Origin of the sequence: Grimontia indica (genome assembly GCF_000333895.2) — a bacterium.
Classification (GTDB): Bacteria; Pseudomonadota; Gammaproteobacteria; order Enterobacterales; family Vibrionaceae; genus Enterovibrio; species Enterovibrio indicus.
The window spans coordinates 20,640-37,420 of record NZ_ANFM02000024.1 but is presented as its reverse complement, the minus strand read 5'-3'; the positions used below and the strand labels follow the sequence as shown (position 1 = coordinate 37,420).

17 protein-coding genes are annotated in these 16,781 nt (G+C 49.1%); 7 read left to right on the top strand and 10 right to left on the bottom strand.

The features are described from left to right. Positions 1–61: 61 nt before the first annotated feature. The 3 genes from dusA to D515_RS14070 form a co-directional block, all read right to left on the bottom strand. On the bottom strand, positions 62–1,102 hold the full coding sequence (gene dusA, locus D515_RS14080; RefSeq protein ID WP_002539442.1) for a tRNA dihydrouridine(20/20a) synthase DusA: 1,041 nt from the start codon (positions 1,100–1,102) through the stop codon (positions 62–64). Between the two features lie 198 nt (positions 1,103–1,300). After that, positions 1,301–1,561, bottom strand: coding sequence for a DUF2024 family protein (locus D515_RS14075; protein WP_002539441.1), 261 nt, complete (start codon positions 1,559–1,561; stop codon positions 1,301–1,303). A 14-nt stretch (positions 1,562–1,575) separates the two neighbouring features. After that, complete coding sequence (locus D515_RS14070; protein WP_002539440.1) at positions 1,576–2,310, bottom strand: hypothetical protein; 735 nt, start codon at positions 2,308–2,310, stop codon at positions 1,576–1,578. A 115-nt stretch (positions 2,311–2,425) separates the two neighbouring features. Here D515_RS14070 and D515_RS14065 point away from each other — a divergent pair, with 115 nt between their 5' ends. From D515_RS14065 to D515_RS14055, 3 genes are all read left to right on the top strand, one after another. Next, on the top strand, positions 2,426–2,989 hold the full coding sequence (locus D515_RS14065; protein ID WP_002539438.1) for a MarR family winged helix-turn-helix transcriptional regulator: 564 nt from the start codon (positions 2,426–2,428) through the stop codon (positions 2,987–2,989). A 162-nt stretch (positions 2,990–3,151) separates the two neighbouring features. Further along, positions 3,152–3,610 carry a zinc uptake transcriptional repressor Zur gene (gene zur, locus D515_RS14060; protein WP_002539437.1) on the top strand — a complete coding sequence of 153 codons (459 nt, stop codon included), beginning with the start codon at positions 3,152–3,154 and terminating at the stop codon, positions 3,608–3,610. 17 nt (positions 3,611–3,627) lie between these two features. After that, positions 3,628–4,089 carry a chemotaxis protein CheX gene (locus D515_RS14055; protein ID WP_002539436.1) on the top strand — a complete coding sequence of 154 codons (462 nt, stop codon included), beginning with the start codon at positions 3,628–3,630 and terminating at the stop codon, positions 4,087–4,089. A gap of 237 nt (positions 4,090–4,326) precedes the next feature. Here the strand turns inward: D515_RS14055 and pgi are convergent, their stop codons facing one another. Next, positions 4,327–5,979: a glucose-6-phosphate isomerase gene (gene pgi / locus D515_RS14050; protein WP_002539434.1), complete on the bottom strand. Its 1,653-nt coding sequence runs from the start codon at positions 5,977–5,979 to the stop codon at positions 4,327–4,329. Positions 5,980–6,288: 309 nt separating this feature from the next. Here pgi and D515_RS14045 point away from each other — a divergent pair, with 309 nt between their 5' ends. The 3 genes from D515_RS14045 (at position 6,289) to D515_RS14035 (ending at position 10,771) form a co-directional block, all read left to right on the top strand. Continuing rightward, positions 6,289–6,714, top strand: coding sequence for a secondary thiamine-phosphate synthase enzyme YjbQ (locus D515_RS14045; RefSeq protein ID WP_002539432.1), 426 nt, complete (start codon positions 6,289–6,291; stop codon positions 6,712–6,714). A 198-nt stretch (positions 6,715–6,912) separates the two neighbouring features. Continuing rightward, positions 6,913–8,592 carry a GGDEF domain-containing protein gene (locus tag D515_RS14040; RefSeq protein ID WP_239643978.1) on the top strand — a complete coding sequence of 560 codons (1,680 nt, stop codon included), beginning with the start codon at positions 6,913–6,915 and terminating at the stop codon, positions 8,590–8,592. Between the two features lie 433 nt (positions 8,593–9,025). After that, positions 9,026–10,771, top strand: coding sequence for a YncE family protein (locus D515_RS14035; protein WP_039850123.1), 1,746 nt, complete (start codon positions 9,026–9,028; stop codon positions 10,769–10,771). Between the two features lie 43 nt (positions 10,772–10,814). Here the strand turns inward: D515_RS14035 and D515_RS14030 are convergent, their stop codons facing one another. The 3 genes from D515_RS14030 to D515_RS14020 all read right to left on the bottom strand — a co-directional run bounded on the left by D515_RS14030 (position 10,815) and on the right by D515_RS14020 (position 14,638). Next, a complete protein-coding gene (locus D515_RS14030) occupies positions 10,815–12,032 on the bottom strand; it encodes a BamA/TamA family outer membrane protein (RefSeq protein WP_002539428.1) in 1,218 nt (405 codons plus the stop codon). 85 nt (positions 12,033–12,117) lie between these two features. Continuing rightward, positions 12,118–13,194: an alanine racemase gene (gene alr, locus D515_RS14025; RefSeq protein WP_002539427.1), complete on the bottom strand. Its 1,077-nt coding sequence runs from the start codon at positions 13,192–13,194 to the stop codon at positions 12,118–12,120. A 34-nt stretch (positions 13,195–13,228) separates the two neighbouring features. Next, positions 13,229–14,638, bottom strand: a complete 1,410-nt coding sequence (locus D515_RS14020; protein ID WP_002539426.1) for a replicative DNA helicase — start codon at positions 14,636–14,638, stop codon at positions 13,229–13,231. A gap of 176 nt (positions 14,639–14,814) precedes the next feature. On the opposite strand from D515_RS14020, the gene D515_RS14015 reads away from it, so the two are divergent. Continuing rightward, positions 14,815–15,558, top strand: a complete 744-nt coding sequence (locus D515_RS14015; RefSeq protein ID WP_002539425.1) for a DUF481 domain-containing protein — start codon at positions 14,815–14,817, stop codon at positions 15,556–15,558. A 184-nt stretch (positions 15,559–15,742) separates the two neighbouring features. On the opposite strand, the gene rplI is transcribed toward D515_RS14015, so the two are convergent. From rplI to priB, 3 genes are read right to left on the bottom strand one after another with little or no spacing between them, the layout of a single operon-like run. Continuing rightward, positions 15,743–16,192: a 50S ribosomal protein L9 gene (rplI, locus tag D515_RS14010; RefSeq protein WP_002539424.1), complete on the bottom strand. Its 450-nt coding sequence runs from the start codon at positions 16,190–16,192 to the stop codon at positions 15,743–15,745. A 33-nt stretch (positions 16,193–16,225) separates the two neighbouring features. Then, the gene (rpsR, locus tag D515_RS14005) at positions 16,226–16,453 is read right to left on the bottom strand and encodes a 30S ribosomal protein S18 (protein WP_002539422.1); all 228 of its coding nucleotides are present in this window, start codon (positions 16,451–16,453) and stop codon (positions 16,226–16,228) included. 17 nt (positions 16,454–16,470) lie between these two features. Beyond that, positions 16,471–16,773, bottom strand: a complete 303-nt coding sequence (gene priB / locus D515_RS14000; protein ID WP_039850121.1) for a primosomal replication protein N — start codon at positions 16,771–16,773, stop codon at positions 16,471–16,473. Positions 16,774–16,781 lie beyond the last annotated feature (8 nt).

The window sequence follows — 16,781 nt, the reverse complement described above, 5'->3', positions numbered from 1 at the left end:
GGCGCTTCGTTTATTCTTGGCAAATTTTACCGACTATTGCGTTAAATTTAACCAGACTAATTTACACATCCAGATGCGCAGGGATTTTCGCCAGTGCGGCTTCCAGCACTTCAACGCCTGAACCCGGTTTGTGCGCGTTTTCACTAATGTATCGACGCCATTGACGCGCACCCGGCATGTTTTGGAACAAGCCCAGCATGTGACGGCTGATATGATTCAGGTAAGTGCCCTTACTCAGTTCCGCTTCAATATAAGGGAACATGGCTTTCACAGCGTCACTTCGCTTGATGATTGGTGCATCGCCACCAAAAAGGCGGTTATCCACTTCTGCCAGCATGTAAGGGCTTTGGTAAGCCTCACGGCCAATCATGACGCCATCCAGATGCTTCAGATGCTCTTCCGCTTCTTCCAGTGATTTAATACCACCATTGATTGCCATGGTCAGGTGCGGGAAGTCTTTCTTAAGTTGGTAAACGCGCGGATAATCCAGCGGCGGAATTTCACGGTTCTCTTTCGGGCTCAGGCCAGAAAGCCACGCTTTACGGGCGTGAATGGTGAAGTTATCGCAGCTGCCTTTCTCGCTCACGGTGCGCACGAAATCGACCAGAAACTCATAGCTGTCCTGATCGTCGATACCGATACGGGTTTTTACGGTCACCGGAATATCGACCACTTCTTTCATTGCCGATACACACTGCGCGACCAGTTCCGCTTCGCCCATCAGACAAGCACCGAAACGACCATTTTGAACGCGATCAGACGGGCAACCCACGTTAAGGTTAATTTCATCGTAGCCGCGTTCAACCGCCAGTTTGGCACAAGTCGCCAGATCAGCAGGGTTTGAACCACCCAATTGCAGCGCGACAGGATGCTCTTCTTCGTTAAACGCCAGAAAGTCACCTTTACCGTGAATGATCGCACCCGTGGTGACCATCTCGGTGTAAAGCAAAGCGTTCTTAGACAGAATACGGTGGAAGTAGCGGCAATGACGGTCAGTCCAATCAAGCATCGGAGCCACACTGAAGCGCGCTGACGGGTAGGACACACCCTCAGACACAACGCCTGATGATGAGTTTTGGATGTCAGTTGTTTCGTTCAGCATGGATAAACCTCATTGCACTTGGTCACGCAAAGGCACTGTCTCATACAGTACCTGATAAAAAAGTGTGCGGATTCTACCCTAACTCGGGCGTTTGCCCAAGTCGTGAAGGTGCAGTGCTTTCACATACATTCTGACACCGGAAACACAAAGGGCATAGCCCGCGGCTATGCCCTTCATTTTCTGAAGATTTACCCATCGTCACACAGGGCATCCTTCCAATTTGTATATCGCATATCCTTTTTCGTTTATCTCACTATCAAACTCAGGCAAGTCAGCGGCGGTGTGGCAAAACGCACAGTTGCCAGATTTTACAGTGGCATCCGCTTCGCCAATCTCAGCCAGCCAAGCTTTGGCATATTTCACCGCTAACTCGTCGCTTTTCTCCCGAAGCAACACATCAAAATGCAGGATTTTCCCGGAAGATGAGGTCGCGTAGGTGTCATAAACATGAATCGCCATTCGCACTCTCCTTCTTATTTGGTGAAACCGGGCAGCGACAGATCGCCAGAGGCAATATCATCAACGGCGGTCACGCAAAGCAGCGGGTTGTGCACACTCGCATTCACTTTAAGCACTGACGTCACGGCATCGAAGTTGAAGTCGTCTTTAAAACCAATGTCTTTAACTGGCACTTCCACCGTTAATTCTGTGCTGGTAAAGCGTGGTTCATAGCCCGGACTGTCGATATAGATTGGAAGCTCCGGCCAGGTCACAGGCACTTTGGGTGTGGCTCCTTCTGGAATGTCGCGGACTTTTAGACCAGCTGGACAGGCTTTGTCTTCGGTCAATACCACCCAGTGCGAGTGCCATTCATTACCATCGTTGGCTTTGTTGCCATCTTTGTTTTCGTCGTAACGCGGGGTATCGTCAAAATCTGGGTGCGCAGTAACCGCGAGCGCCACAATGCCTTTGCCCTCATCAAAGCCAATGTCTGCCGAGTTGAGCGAGGTTGGCCAAACGTAGCTATAAACCGATGAACCCGCGAGCTTGCCAACTGCTGTCGGCTTTTCCTCACCTATGTCAGCGGCTACTTCTGTTTGGAACGTCAGTGAGCCGCCATTTTTCACGACTTTGGCGTGAACAATATCGAATGTCGGGGAAATCGCACCGTTCTTAGCGCTGACGATATGCCCTTCATGGGCGCTGGTATGTGCTTGTACCGAGCTGATAGCCCCGAAAAGGGCTAAAGCAAGAGATGTCTTTCTCATCATGAACTCCTTGTATTCTGAATTTTGGTTTCGTATCGAAACTTTATTCAGAATAAGGATCCTGCTAAACTTGTCAACATAGTTTCGACAAAAAACCTTTTTGCAGGGAAAACGAATGAGCCACATTGACCCTTTGAGTGACATTCTCGAACGCATCACGACCCTCTACCGCAACGAAGTGCGCTTGGTTGGCGTGGAGCATGGCCTGCACCCTGTGCATCTGGAAGTGCTGTATTACCTCTCCCGCTGCAACAAATTCAGCGACACACCAGCTGCTGTCACTGAGTTTTTGGGGATCACCAAAGGCACAACCTCTCAGTCCATCACCCTTCTGGCTTCAAAAGGTTTCCTAACCAAAGAGAAAGATCCGGTTGATCGCCGTGTCACCCATCTGGTGTTAACGGAAAAAGGCGAAGAGGTCGCGAAAAGCGCGATTCCTCCCACCGTGCTGCAAAATGGATTGGAGCAGTTGGGCGAAGGTCAACACGCACTGAGGGAGCAACTCGAGACCCTGCTACGTAGCATGCAAAAAGCTACCAATAGTGCCAGCTTTGGGCTTTGTAAAACCTGCAAATTCCATCAACCCATTGCCGATGGTAAGTTCTTCTGCGAGTTGACCAAGGAAACGCTGGATGCCGCAGGAGGGGAGCTGATTTGCCGGGAACATACTCTCGATTAAAACAAAACAGTGAAAAGCACGCTCAAACCCTGGGCGTTGTACCCTTTCCGCGCTGAAGTATCATCTACAATTATCTAAAGGCGAACGCCGGTCACGGCTTGGCGGGTGCGTGATTTGTTGGCTGTGATAGAATGTTTTCCTCAGCCTGATTTTTGAGGTCTTATGGCCAATCTTTCACAATTAATTGCCCGAGCTCAATCGCTTTGTGAGCAGCGCGGTGTCCGTCTGACAGCACAGCGCGAGCGGGTATATGAGATTATCGTCCAGAGCAAAAGGGCGATTAGCGCCTATGATTTGCTGGACGTATTGCGCGAAACAGAGCCGCAAGCCAAACCACCGACGGTTTACCGCGCGCTCGATTTTTTGCTTTCTCAGGGCTTTGTGCACAAAGTGGAGTCAACAAATAGCTTTATTGCTTGCTGCTTGCCCGGACATGAGCAACATTGTTCACAGCTATTGATTTGTAACTCTTGTGGCACAGTCGAAGAGTGTCACACTGACACACTGTCGACAGCTCTTCAGCAAAAAGCCAATCAGGTTAACTTTGCAGTGAGTCATCACGTAGTTGAAACACATGGAACCTGTCACGCCTGCCAGGTGGCGACACAGAAAATGCAGTAGGACGGTAAAGAACTATTATGCGCGCTGAATTTGTAAACCCTTTTTTGTCTTCGTTGGTAAACGTGCTGACCACCATGGCGCAGCTGGAAATTACGCCTAAAAAGCCTCAGCTAAAGAAATCTGAAGTCGCCAAGGGCGATGTATCCGGTCTTATTGGCATGGTCGGTCCAAAGACCAAAGGCTCTTTCTCTGTGACCTTTGAAGAAGAACTGGCGCTGGAAATCATGAGCCGCATGCTGGGCGAAAGACCCACTTCTATTGATGCGGATGTCACCGACATGGTGGGCGAAATCACCAATATGGTGACCGGTGGAGCCAAACGTCTGCTGGCGGAAAAAGGCTTCGATTTTGATATGGCGACCCCGATTGTGGTATCTGGCCGTGAACATACCATCACCCATAAGAGTGAAGGTCAGATCATCATCATGCCGTTCGATTCCGAATTTGGCCGTGCCTATATCGAAATTTGCTTCGACTGAGCAGAAAATACCCTCATAAAAAACGCCGCATCATTGATGCGGCGTTTTTGTTTCTAACATTCAAACTTCAGCGATTATACCAATCACAGTGGGTAGCTGTTCAGAAATAGCGCAGGGAAAATGCTCGAGAACAAGGCGGAAAATTTCGATAAGTAGTTATTCTACAATTAAATTTTTCAACGCAGTTATCGAGCATTTTAACAAGCTAGGATGAGCAGATATTTACTACGATTGGTATTATGCGCGCCACTGTTTGAACGCGTTGATCAGACCATTGGTTGAGCTGTCATGGCTGGTCACTTCATCCTGATCCGCCAGTTCTGGCAGGATTTGGTTCGCCAGCTGTTTACCCAGCTCTACGCCCCACTGGTCGAAGCTGTAGATGTTCCAAATCACGCCCTGTACGAAGATTTTGTGCTCGTACATTGCGATGAGCGCACCCAAGCTGCGAGGGGTGATTTGCTTCACCAGAATTGAGTTGGTTGGGCGGTTGCCTTCAAAGACTTTGAACGGTACCAGATCCGCCACTTCCTCAGCCGATTTACCCGCTGCTGCGAATTCTGCTTCTACCTGCTCGCGGGTTTTACCGAATGCCAGTGCTTCCGTTTGCGCGAAGAAGTTCGCCATCAATTTAGGATGGTGATCGCTCAGCGGGTTGTGGCTGATTGCAGGTGCAATGAAATCACATGGGATCAGCTTGGTGCCTTGGTGGATAAGCTGGTAGAACGCGTGCTGACCATTGGTACCTGGCTCGCCCCAAATGATTGGGCCGGTCTGGTAGTCAACAGGCTTGCCGTCACGGTCCACATACTTACCGTTTGATTCCATGTTGCCTTGCTGGAAGTACGCCGCAAAGCGGTGCAGGTACTGGTCATAAGGCAGAATCGCTTCTGATTCCGCGCCGTGGAAGTTGTTGTACCACAGACCAATCAGTGCCAGCAGCACAGGCAGGTTTTCAGTGAACGGCGAGCTTTGGAAGTGTTTATCCATGTCATGCGCGCCAGCCAGCAACTCAATAAAGTTGTCGTAGCCAATGGCCAGACAGATTGACAGACCAATCGCAGACCAGAGTGAGTAACGGCCACCCACCCAGTCCCAGAACTCGAACATGTTGTCGGTATCGATGCCAAACTCAGCAACGGCTTGTGCGTTGGTAGACAACGCAGCGAAGTGTTTCGCTACGTGCGCCTGATCTTCTGCTGATGCCAGGAACCAATCACGCGCAGACAGAGCATTGGTCATGGTTTCTTGCGTCGTGAAAGTTTTTGATGCAATCAGGAACAGGGTTGTTTCTGGATTCAGATCTTTCAAGGTCTCCGCAACGTGTGTACCGTCAACGTTAGAAACGAAGTGCAGGTTCAAACGTGTTTTGTAAGCAGCCAGCGCTTCGCTCACCATGTAAGGACCCAGATCAGAGCCGCCGATACCGATGTTCACGATGTCAGTGATTTCTTTGCCGGTGTAACCTTTCCACTCGCCACTGATAAGACGCTCGGAAAAACCTTTCATTTTCTCCAGCACAGCGTTAACTGCAGGCATCACGTCTTCGCCATCGACCATCACTGGCGTGTTGCTGCGGTTACGCAGGGCAACGTGCAGCACTGAGCGGCCTTCAGTGTGGTTGATCTTGTCACCACGGAACATCGCTTCGATAGCGCCTTTTACTTCCGTTTCATCAGCCAATGCGAACAGTTTGTCCAGCGTTTGCTCGCTGATCAGGTTCTTTGAATAGTCCAGTAGGATGTCATTGCCGAATTGCACAGAGAACTTATCGAAACGGTTCGGATCGTTGGCGAAAAGCGAGGTGAGGGTCAAATCCTGCGCATCTTCAAAGTGAGCCGTCAGCGCTTTCCACGCTGCGGTTTGCGTCGGATTGATGGACTTCAACATAATCATTGTTCCTTTGTAGACAGAGTCTGTTATCGCGGGCACTGCCTTCCCACGTTACAGAGGTAGGCCGCCTTGTTTCGGGGCAGCCTCCAGAATCGCATAATGGTATACCCAAATACTGCTCAGTTGTAGATTTCAGGACATCTAGGTATAAAATCCAATGCCTGTTCAAAACAGGCACCAAGGGCGTGACAGTTTGCCACGAAAAAATTGCTGCAATGTTGCGCTAGGTCAGTGACGACCGATTAACCAACTTGAACTCGCAGCGTCACGCACTCTACCCAAAATTTTTAAAGCAGGTTGTTTTAAATGTGGACACAAAAAACAATTAGCCTACGTCCCCGCGCAAGAGGCTTCCACCTGATCACCGACGAAGTGGTAAAGCAAATACCGGAAATTCGCAGCCTGGATGTCGGCTTGGTGAACCTGTTTATTCAACACACTTCGGCCAGTCTGACACTCAATGAAAACGCTGACCCAACGGTGAGAAGCGACATGGAAGCGCACTTTAACCAGTTCGTGCCAGAGCGCGCACCTTACTATCAGCACACCTACGAGGGCGACGACGATATGCCAGCGCACATCAAGGCATCGCTCTTGGGCGCAAGTGTCATGATTCCAATCAGCAACGGTAGATTGGCCTTAGGAACCTGGCAGGGTATTTATCTGGGTGAGCATCGAGACCACGGTGGTACACGAAGAATGATTGTGACAATACAAGGCGGGCAAAACTGAGTCCGTTCACGCTAACTGTACTGCTAGCTTGTAAAAACATGAATAACACCGCATAAACAACCTCTCGTTTGACGACTCACTTCCTATACTTTTCAAAGGGCTTGGGGAGGTCAAATGTTAGAAAACGTCAAAATCACAAGAAAACTGCCACTGGTAATTATTTCTTTCGCGCTTTTATCTTCAATTACAACGGGAATAATGAGTTACAAGTTCGCATCAGAACAGCTCATCCTCTCTGCGGAGTCAAAACTTGTTGCGCTGCTCGACTCAAGGAAGGAATCGCTACTTCAGTACTTTGATACGGTAAAGCGAGATCTCTTTATTCACGCTCGCTCACCTCAGACGAGAGATGCAGTGATTGAAATCTCTGAGGCATGGGCAGATTTAGGTCGTCATCAGCAATCAACTCTTCAATCGCTTTATATTACTGATAACCCATTCGATGTCGGCCAAAAAGAAGCTTTGCTGAATGCCGAAGATGGTTCTGCATATAGCCAAGCCCATAAAAAATATCACCCTTTCTTCCGTAATCTAGCCGCTGAGCATGGATACTTTGATATTTTCCTCGTCGATAAAACGGGCAATATCCTTTATACCGTCAAAAAAGAAGATGACTTTGCCACTAATCTTCTCAATGGCAAATGGAAAGACACTCACTTGGCCCAGGCATTTACAATGGTCAATAAGAACCCTTCTGTGGGTAATGCCTACCTAACTGATTTCGAAAGATATGAGCCCAGCTTCAATCAACCTGAAGCCTTTTTCGCTACACCCATACACAAAAATGGTGAGGAATACATAGGCGTCCTCATCTTCGAAATGCCAATTAAATATATCAACAGTGTCATGCAAATCAGCGCAGGTATGGGGGAGACCGGTGAAACCATTCTGATTGGTTCTGATGAGCTGATGCGAAGCAATTCCCGATTTCTTGATGGAGAAAGTATTCTGGAAGCCTCTGTTCATACCGAGTCTGCTGTGAAAGCACTCAGTGGCGTTTCTGGCGTTCAGTTTGAGCAAGATTACAGAGGGATGGAAGTACTCACTGCCTTCGCGCCTTTTGACTTTATGTCGCTGCATTGGGCAATCATCGCTGAAATAGAGCGAGACGAAATATTGAGCCCTCTTCGCGTTTTTGTCAGTGCGTTAGCCTTTTCAGTGCTGGCAGGAACCGTCGTTATTTTTATCGTCGGATATTTTCTTGCTTCAGACATTGCAAAGCCGATCGCTGCCATGTCATCAATGATGAACCGTATTGCTAACAATGAATTGGACATCAACATTTCTGTATCAGAGCGGAAAGATGAAGTCGGCCACATGGCCAAAGCGCTGGAGGTATTTAAAAGCAATGCCATTGAAAAAGATAAGCTACAAAAAGAGCTGACTTACATGGCGCACCACGACATGTTAACAGGACTTCCAACTCGGCAGCTCATTACAGATCGTCTGCAAGACATGACAAAAAGCTACAGCAAAGAGCATTTCCCGTTTGCAGTTATGTTCGCTGATCTTGATAACTTCAAAACCGTCAATGACACCTTGGGTCACCATATTGGCGATGAAGTGCTTAAAGCCGCCGCTCGTATTTTTCAGGAAGCATTGCGTGATGGTGACTTTGTTGCCCGAATTGGTGGTGATGAATTTGTACTGCTGTTCACCAATCTTCGCGAAGCAGACGAAGCCATGGAGATCGCCGAAAAGTTGGTCGTATCTATTGAAACCGGACTAAAACTGGTCAGTGCAACCATCCCGGTGACGCTGAGCCTTGGAATTGCAGTGTGCCCAGACGATGCTGAAGATACCACTTCCTTAATCCGGCATGCAGATGAAGCCATGTATCGAGCAAAGCAAAAAAGTAAAAACTGCTGTAGCCGATAGATATGCATGAGAAAACATAAAAAGGTGGGCTGCTTGTTCACCTTTTTTAATTCAACATTCTGAGGAGTGTCGTCTCACATGCTGATACTCAACCAAATTATCAATCAGCGATGCTAATAAATTCAGACATGCAAGTTCATTTCAAGAAGAACATCTAATTCACCCATTATTCATTCTTTTTTACCAGCAAAATCATTTCTATTGAGATTGCCCGCACTACTTTCTTAATCGACCAACCAAATAACACGTATTTATTTCCTAATAATTTATTAAAAAAATACGCTTATCATCTTTCATCAACATTTCGTTGGAACATTTCAATACACTCTTCTTATCGCTACTGTTTCAGAAGCGAGAACACAAAAATTAATCGACCATCCTGATATAGCTAATCAGGATGAATAGATTTACAAACCACCCATGGATTACAAATATGACAAAAATAAAAAAATCACTTCTCACTGCTGTAATCATTACTGGAACATTGACTTCATTGCAGGCATTCGCCAACTGTGCCGGTAACGTTTACTCTATGAATGCAGGTCGCGGACACGCAGGCATGTTGCTTGATGTGAAGGAAGCCAAGCAAATGTCGTCCCGATACTTCGCTGATGCGGTTGATCGTTCGATTTTCCATTCCCGTGCACACTTCAGTGCTTCCAGCATGTCATACGATCGCGTCACTGATCGTCTGTATTACGCCAGCGCACCTCAGCCAACGTCTTACTATGTGGATGTTCCTGAAGGAACCTACACAGATGAAGAGCTAAAAAGCTTAGACCTGCACGCTAACCGCATCGAAAGCTATCAATTGGCGTATATGGATCCGGCAACAGGACAGCATGTCGCAGGTCCAACCGTCAATAAGCAGATTATGCGTATGGCATTTGACCCAGACTCTGGTGAGCTTTATGCGTCAGACGCAAGAACCATTTTCAAGGTCAACCCAACCACAGGTGAGACCACGCACATCGCTGACTTTTCTGACGACTTGAAATTTGGCGGCTTTACCAGTTGGGGCGATTTTGTGTTTCAGGACGGTGAACTGCTGTTTGTGACCAATAGCCGCACCTTCGTGATTAATACCACCACAGGTGCACAAACCCTGAAAGCCTTCCACTTTATTGATTTAGTTGCCGCAGCGACGCTGGATCAAAACGGACAAATGCTGGTTGCCGCCAAGAACCAAAACGTTTCAGGTAACGTGAACAGTAACCACCTGTTCCGCATCAAACCTTCTACCGGCGAGAAAAAAGCGGTGGGCTTGTTCCCTAGTCGCATAAGTGCAATGGCCACTGTCACCTCTGAAGATCACACTTGTTATGATAAGACCGTGTTCCCGAGTGACCTGAAACCAACGGTCTCTGGCATTACGCTGGCTTCGAACTCGGTAGCAGAAGGCGCGACAGCCTATTTCACCGTTAACTTTGACAAAGCCACCAGTGATACAAACACCAAACTGCACGTCGCTCTGAAAGATGGTACGGCGAAAGTGACCACTGATTTTACAAACACCGTGGCATTACTGTTCTCTGATAACTCAACCGGGTCGGCCACCCTTTCATCAACAGGTACTGACATCAGCCTGCCACAAGGCGTGACATCGGTGCGTATTGCGGTACCTACGGTCAATGACTCGGTGCATGAGGCCAGTGAACAGTTTTCGATGGATGCGTGGGTGAACACCAATAAGAGTGACCTGAGTTCAGCCAGTGTCACCATTACCGATAATGATCCTGCTCAAGTCACCTTCAATAAGTTTTGTAGTAACGGCAGCTGGGCGTGGAAACCTGCAAGTCTTACTTTTTGCTCTGATCCAGGTTCCTACCCAAGGGCATGGGTTGGTGACTACCACAATTCCAACCACTCATCTCGCTTTGAAGGAACGATTGCTGGCCTGTCCGTGGGCTCTGCCAGTACATTGCATTATCAAATCCTCTCAACGCAAGATATTGGTGGGCTATCACAGTTAAAAGTTGAGGTTGACCACGGGAATGGCTGGGAGTTGGTGGGTAACTATCAATCGCGAATTTCTTCTAAGCCAATTAAAACCAACTATACCTTCAACTTTACGCCTGCATCGAGCACTGCCAAGTTCAGGCTAACGTGGAACATCAGGTCTGACGAACCAGGTGGCGGGGATGACGTCTCAATAGGATTTGAAAAAATCACTTGGTAGAACGAAAAAGCCCCAACGCTATGCGTCGGGGCTTTTTCTTTTATCAGAATGGCTGGTTAATCATGACGCGGAAAATGCTTTCCTCCGAGCCCATTGCAAGCTCTGAGCGCACTACAATGCCTTCCACCTGAAAACGCACTGCTGCGCCAGCGCTCCATTTCATATCACTGTGAAGCTCACTCAAATCGTGCTCATCAGCCACACGACCAACATCAGTAAATAGCACCCACTGCCACCATGGCACGTCATACCAATTGAAAACGGGTAACTGGCCCAGAGGCTGCCATTCCGGGATCACCCGGTATTCCGCACTGTAACTCAACGCCGAACGGTCAGCATAACGGCCGGACTGAAAGCTTCTCAAACGATATAGTCCCCCTAAGCGAGCTGCGGCGAATTCCGGGGGTCTGCGATAGAGCCATTCACCATTTATCTCAGATTTGTCGTTCCAGCTTGGCGTATCTGAGGTATAGAGGTTGAACGCCAAAACTTGCTCGTTGGCAAGATCATCCCAACCGCCGAGGTCCCAGTACCAGCTTTGATTTAGTTCCCACTTCCACCAACTCGCCCTGTTATCAGCGCCCGGATCGACGGTGACAATAACCTCGCTGAGACTGCCTTTAGTTGGGTTGTTACTGCTGTCGCGGTTATCCCATTTCAAGTGGGTTTCAAGTCCCCACACTTCGGTTGCATCCGAAAAATCGCTCGGCGTATTGATGCCCTCACCTTCCAACGTTCGGGCATTGTAGAAGGGGCGGAAATCAATCGAAGAGACGCCGCTGTTCCACGGCGCATTTCCTTCAACGTCTCGCTCAGGGGAAAGCGCAGCACGAACGGGACTGCTTACTGCTTCGCCCAAAGGCAAGATATAACGGAAGGAAAGATGATGCTGGGCATCACGACTGTCTGCAGTCAGACGATCGTCATAGACAGAGTTGTTGGACGCGGCATCACCCAGATAGTAGTCAAACTGTTTGAAGTCACCTTCATAAAACTGCCCACTCAGCAGCCAGCGACTGTCTGCTGAAAGCATGTAATTATTGGCGGCAACAAAGCCCATCCACGTGCTTTTTGATGTACCAAGCCCCGCCGCAAACAACGAGGCTTGCGGTTGTCCCGCACCTTTCCAAAGCCCAGCCATACCCGCGGAGAAACCCAAGGTTTCAGTGGAGAAGACAAAGGGAACCACTTCAATATCCAGCAATTCCGACTCTGGATGACTTGATGCCAGAGCGCCATTTGGAAAAAGCAAAAATGGCAAAGATAAGAAAGCCGTAACGCGGGTTACGGCTTTAGAAAAATTTAGATTCAAAACGTTCTACAACTTACGTTTGGGTCTATTGACCCTAGGTATAAATTAGGTCAACACGGGATGTGAGATTGGTGACAAGCTCATAGCCAATGGTGCCTACATGACGGGCAATTTCTTCTACAGGGAGTTCCTCGCCCCACAGGATCACTTCATCGCCCACGCGGTCGGTCGCATCTGGCCCCAAATCAATGGTGATCATGTCCATTGAAACACGCCCAGCCAAAGACACACGTCGACCATTGATCATTACCGGAGTGCCATCTGGCGCTGCGCGCGGGTATCCGTCGCCATAGCCAATCGCCACCACACCGATTTTGGTATCACGATCTGTCATCCAGCGTCCGCCGTAGCCCACCGTCTCGCCTTTCTTGGCTTCACGCACAGCGATAAGGCTTGAGGTCATGGTCATGGCTGGCTTGAGGCCGAAATCCTTGCCACAGCGCTCTACCATCGGAGATATACCGTAAAGACTGATTCCAGGGCGAACATAATCAAAATGGCTGGTTGGCCAAATTAAACTACCGGAAGATGCTGCCAACGATTTGTAACCCGGCTGACCAGCAATCAGTTCTTCAAACAGCCCAATTTGCTGCTCTGTGACTGGCTTTTCCGGTTCATCCGCACAGCCGAAATGGCTCATAAAGTTAAGTGGTTTCGCGACATTCGGGCAGGCATTCAGTCGCTCGATAAATTCCGCCACGTATTCCGGACGCACACCCAAACGATGCATACCGGTGTCGATTTTCAGCCAGACATGAAGTGGATGTTCTAGGTTGGCTTTTTCCAGCGCTTCCAGTTGCTCAATACAATGAACCGCCGTTTGCAGATTCTGTGCTTCGAGCGTTGGCAAATCCGCAGAAGAATAAAAACCTTCAAGCAGCAGGATAGGTTTCACAATCCCGCCAGCGCGAAGGCTCATCGCCTCTTCAAGGCGTGCAACGCCGAAGCCATCGGCCTGAGAAGAAAGTGCCTTTGCCACGGGCAAAAGGCCATGTCCGTATCCATTCGCTTTAATCGCCGCCCAAGTTCGACTGTTCGGCGCCATGGCACGGATAATGTCGATATTGTGGTTCAGGGCAGCGGTATGGATGATTGCTGTTGCCGCTTTCATAACACCTCGCGGTTAATACTCAACAAACTCTGTTTTATTCTTCATCAAACGCAGGACCCGCATAGTTATCAAAGCGGGAGAACTGGCCTTGGAAGGTCAAACGCACGCTACCGATTGGACCGTTACGCTGCTTACCGAGGATGATTTCTGCAATGCCTTTTAGCGGACTTTCCGGGTTGTACACCTCATCACGGTAAATGAACATGATAAGGTCCGCATCCTGCTCGATCGCGCCCGATTCACGCAAGTCGGAGTTTACAGGGCGTTTGTCTGCACGTTGTTCCAGCGAGCGGTTAAGCTGCGACAGGGCCACAACAGGCACGTTTAATTCTTTAGCCAGCGCCTTGAGCGAGCGGCTGATCTCGGCAATCTCAAGGGTACGGTTATCCTGAAGGCCAGGCACACGCATCAACTGAAGGTAGTCGACCATGATCATCGACAGACCGCCATGTTCACGCGCCACACGGCGGGCTCGGGAGCGCACTTCTGTTGGCGTCAGGCCTGAGCTGTCATCGATATACATATTCTTCTTCTGCATCAGAATACCCATGGTCGATGAAATACGCGCCCAGTCCTCGTCATCCAATTGACCGGTACGGATTTTGGTCTGATCAACTCGGGAAAGCGACGCGAGCATACGCATCATCAGCTGTTCAGCAGGCATCTCGAGAGAGAAAATCAGTACTGGCTTTTCCTGATCCATGGCGGCGTTTTCACACAGGTTCATCGCAAAGGTCGTTTTACCCATGGATGGACGCGCCGCCACGATGATGAGGTCAGAGCCTTGCAGGCCTGCAGTTTTCTTGTTGAGGTCTGCGAAGCCGGTCGACACACCGGTCACACCATCTTGCGGTGATTTGAACAGGATTTCGATACGCTCAAGGGTTTTCGACAGAACATTGTCGATGTTCTGTGGACCTTCGTTTTCCGTGGTGCGCGATTCGGCAATGGCGAAAACCTTGCTCTCTGCCATGTCGAGTAAGTCTTCTGACGTACGCCCTTCTGGGTCATAACCTGCATCAGCGATTTCATTGGCGACGCTGATAAGGTTACGCACCATAGCACGTTCACGGACGATATCCGCATAGGCAACAATGTTCGCCGCACTTGGGGTATTTTTCGCAAGCTCGGCGAGATAAGCAAAACCGCCGACATCTTCCAGTTGGCTATGCTTTTCGAGGTTTTCAGAAAGGGTAATAAGATCCAGCGGCATACCTGCATCAAGCAGTTGCTTCGTGCTTTCAAAAATCAGACGATGAGGACGGCTGTAGAAGTCGGCAGCAACCACTTTTTCCGCCACACTGTCCCAACGCTCATTGTCCAGCATCAGGCCGCCCAGCACTGACTGCTCGGCTTCCAAAGAGTGCGGTGGCACCTTCAGGGCATCAACCTGACGGTCTTTGGGTTTGTTGGAATTAAATTGCTTGCTGCGTTGCTCTGCCATATCACTTATTACCTTGTCGATTCGACCGACATTATACCCAGAACGTCTGGCGAATAACTATCGCTAGCCGCTTTAGAGCGACCACGACTTTTTTGCCTGCCAATTTAACGTGTTGCTGACGAAATGCAGGAAGATTCATATAGAATGTGGCCCCTGATGTTGTAATGGTAACCTAAATGGCGTCGTCGCTACTGAAACCGTCTCTGTTTTGTCTGGTGGCACTCCCTCTTTGTGCAAGCGCCAGTGTACCTGAACCATGGCAATCAGAAGTCGAGTTGGGGTTTCAAGCCCTTTCCGGTAACTCGGACTCGATGACCATCAACAGCCGCCTAGGGGTTAACTACACCGAGGGCCCCTACCGACACACCTCAGAAGCTAAGTTCCTGCTAGTTGAAAAAGATGGCGAGGAAGACAAACGTAAAAGTGAGTTCGAGAGCCAGGCCAACTATAAGTTTGACCCAAAACGCTATGTGTGGGGAAACATCAGCTTTCTGGATGATAAATATGGCCCGTACTACGAGGATCTCACCGTTGCCGCAGGGTTAGGTTATCAGGCTATTTGGCAGGAAGATTTGTCACTTTTGCTCGAGATCGGCCCCGGTTACCGTTATCAAACCCCGAATCTGGATGAGCTGGATGACGATGACCTTATTTTGCCGTATGACGTGGAAGAGGCGATTTTGCGTGGTCAGGCAGAACTGTCCTGGCAGATGACTAAGACCGCCCTGTTTGAAGGTCGAATTACGGCTATCAGTGGGCCAAGTAACACCAGTTTTGAAGCGCGGGCATCGGTGTCCACCAGCCTCATCGACGATCTGGCGATCAAGCTTTCCACCACCCAGAAATACATCAGTGAAGTGCCGCCGGGATTAAAAAACCTCGATTCGATTTTTACTGTGAATATGCTTTATAAGTTTTAGGTACTGGGTACTGCATGATTTTAGATGGTGTAGGCTTAGAGGTAAGCCCTTTTACCCCTTCCTAGGACCTTCTTCTCCCAGGAACTAGGTCCGCTTATGCTTTTCCTAGGATCGCTTTCCCAAACTCCAGGTACAAAAAAACCGGCCCAAAGGCCGGTTTTTTCAAAGCGACGATGTGTCTGAATTACTCAGCAACAACGTTCAGCTTAACAGTAGCGAATACTTCAGAGTGCAGTTGCAGGCTGATTTCGTACTCACCAGTGTTACGCAGTGCACCTTCTGGCAGGCGAACTTCGCTCTTCGCTACAGCAACGCCAGCTGCAGTTACAGCGTCAGCGATGTCACGAGTACCGATAGAACCGAACAGTTTACCTTCGTCACCAGCTTTAGAAGCAACTTCTACTGCTTCCAGTGCTTCAACTTGCTCAGCGCGTGCTTGAGCAGCAGCCAGAGCTTCAGCAACTTTAGCTTCCAGATCTGCACGACGAGCTTCGAAGTGCTCAACGTTAGATTTAGTAGCCATTACTGCCTTACCTTGTGGGATAAGGAAGTTACGTGCGTAACCAGACTTAACAGTTACCTGATCACCCAGACCACCCAGGTTAGCGATTTTATCAAGCAGAATAACTTGCATTATCTATTCCTCTATTAACTTGGACAGTGCCGATTACTGATGCTTGTCAGTGTATGGCAGCAGAGCCAGGTAACGTGAACGCTTGATAGCGCGTGCCAGCTGACGCTGGTACTTAGCACGGGTACCAGTGATACGGCTAGGTACGATTTTACCAGCTTCGGTGATGTAGTTTTTCAGAGTCGCTACGTCTTTGTAATCGATCTCTTGTACGCCTTCTGCAGTGAAACGGCAGAATTTACGACGACGGAAGAAACGTGCCATGGGGCTATCTCCTGATCTTAAATGTCTATAATTTCATCAGCATGCAACACCAATTTGCCTACGCCATTTCGGCCGGTCTGATAAGCGAGAAACCCGCCTACCTTGATGTTACTGCCTAAAGCTAAGTGCTGTGTTTTGTTTTGCGACCCTTGCCCGCTCACTACAACCGGTAAACGGCAGTAGACTTGCCTTGGCAATCCAGCTTCCCGTTGGTCCGAACGATGCTCAATCACAAAGTGACAATGGGGCACGCCGGCAGGACTCTGTTTTCGAATCGGGCCTTGGGTGATAGCACCTGCTAGCTCAATCCGATTGGTCATCAAATCAA

Bases quoted from the DNA above. Each gene is read 5' to 3' on its own strand.
- dusA (WP_002539442.1), bottom strand. From the start codon at position 1,102: ATGCTGAACGAAACAACTGACATCCAAAACTCATCATCAGGCGTTGTG.
- D515_RS14075 (WP_002539441.1), bottom strand. From the start codon at position 1,561: ATGGCGATTCATGTTTATGACACCTACGCGACCTCATCTTCCGGGAAA.
- D515_RS14070 (WP_002539440.1), bottom strand. From the start codon at position 2,310: ATGAGAAAGACATCTCTTGCTTTAGCCCTTTTCGGGGCTATCAGCTCG.
- D515_RS14065 (WP_002539438.1), top strand. From the start codon at position 2,426: ATGAGCCACATTGACCCTTTGAGTGACATTCTCGAACGCATCACGACC.
- zur (WP_002539437.1), top strand. From the start codon at position 3,152: ATGGCCAATCTTTCACAATTAATTGCCCGAGCTCAATCGCTTTGTGAG.
- D515_RS14055 (WP_002539436.1), top strand. From the start codon at position 3,628: ATGCGCGCTGAATTTGTAAACCCTTTTTTGTCTTCGTTGGTAAACGTG.
- pgi (WP_002539434.1), bottom strand. From the start codon at position 5,979: ATGTTGAAGTCCATCAATCCGACGCAAACCGCAGCGTGGAAAGCGCTG.
- D515_RS14045 (WP_002539432.1), top strand. From the start codon at position 6,289: ATGTGGACACAAAAAACAATTAGCCTACGTCCCCGCGCAAGAGGCTTC.
- D515_RS14040 (WP_239643978.1), top strand. From the start codon at position 6,913: ATGAGTTACAAGTTCGCATCAGAACAGCTCATCCTCTCTGCGGAGTCA.
- D515_RS14035 (WP_039850123.1), top strand. From the start codon at position 9,026: ATGACAAAAATAAAAAAATCACTTCTCACTGCTGTAATCATTACTGGA.
- alr (WP_002539427.1), bottom strand. From the start codon at position 13,194: ATGAAAGCGGCAACAGCAATCATCCATACCGCTGCCCTGAACCACAAT.
- D515_RS14020 (WP_002539426.1), bottom strand. From the start codon at position 14,638: ATGGCAGAGCAACGCAGCAAGCAATTTAATTCCAACAAACCCAAAGAC.
- D515_RS14015 (WP_002539425.1), top strand. From the start codon at position 14,815: ATGGCGTCGTCGCTACTGAAACCGTCTCTGTTTTGTCTGGTGGCACTC.
- rplI (WP_002539424.1), bottom strand. From the start codon at position 16,192: ATGCAAGTTATTCTGCTTGATAAAATCGCTAACCTGGGTGGTCTGGGT.
- rpsR (WP_002539422.1), bottom strand. From the start codon at position 16,453: ATGGCACGTTTCTTCCGTCGTCGTAAATTCTGCCGTTTCACTGCAGAA.
- priB (WP_039850121.1), bottom strand. From the start codon at position 16,773: ATGACCAATCGGATTGAGCTAGCAGGTGCTATCACCCAAGGCCCGATT.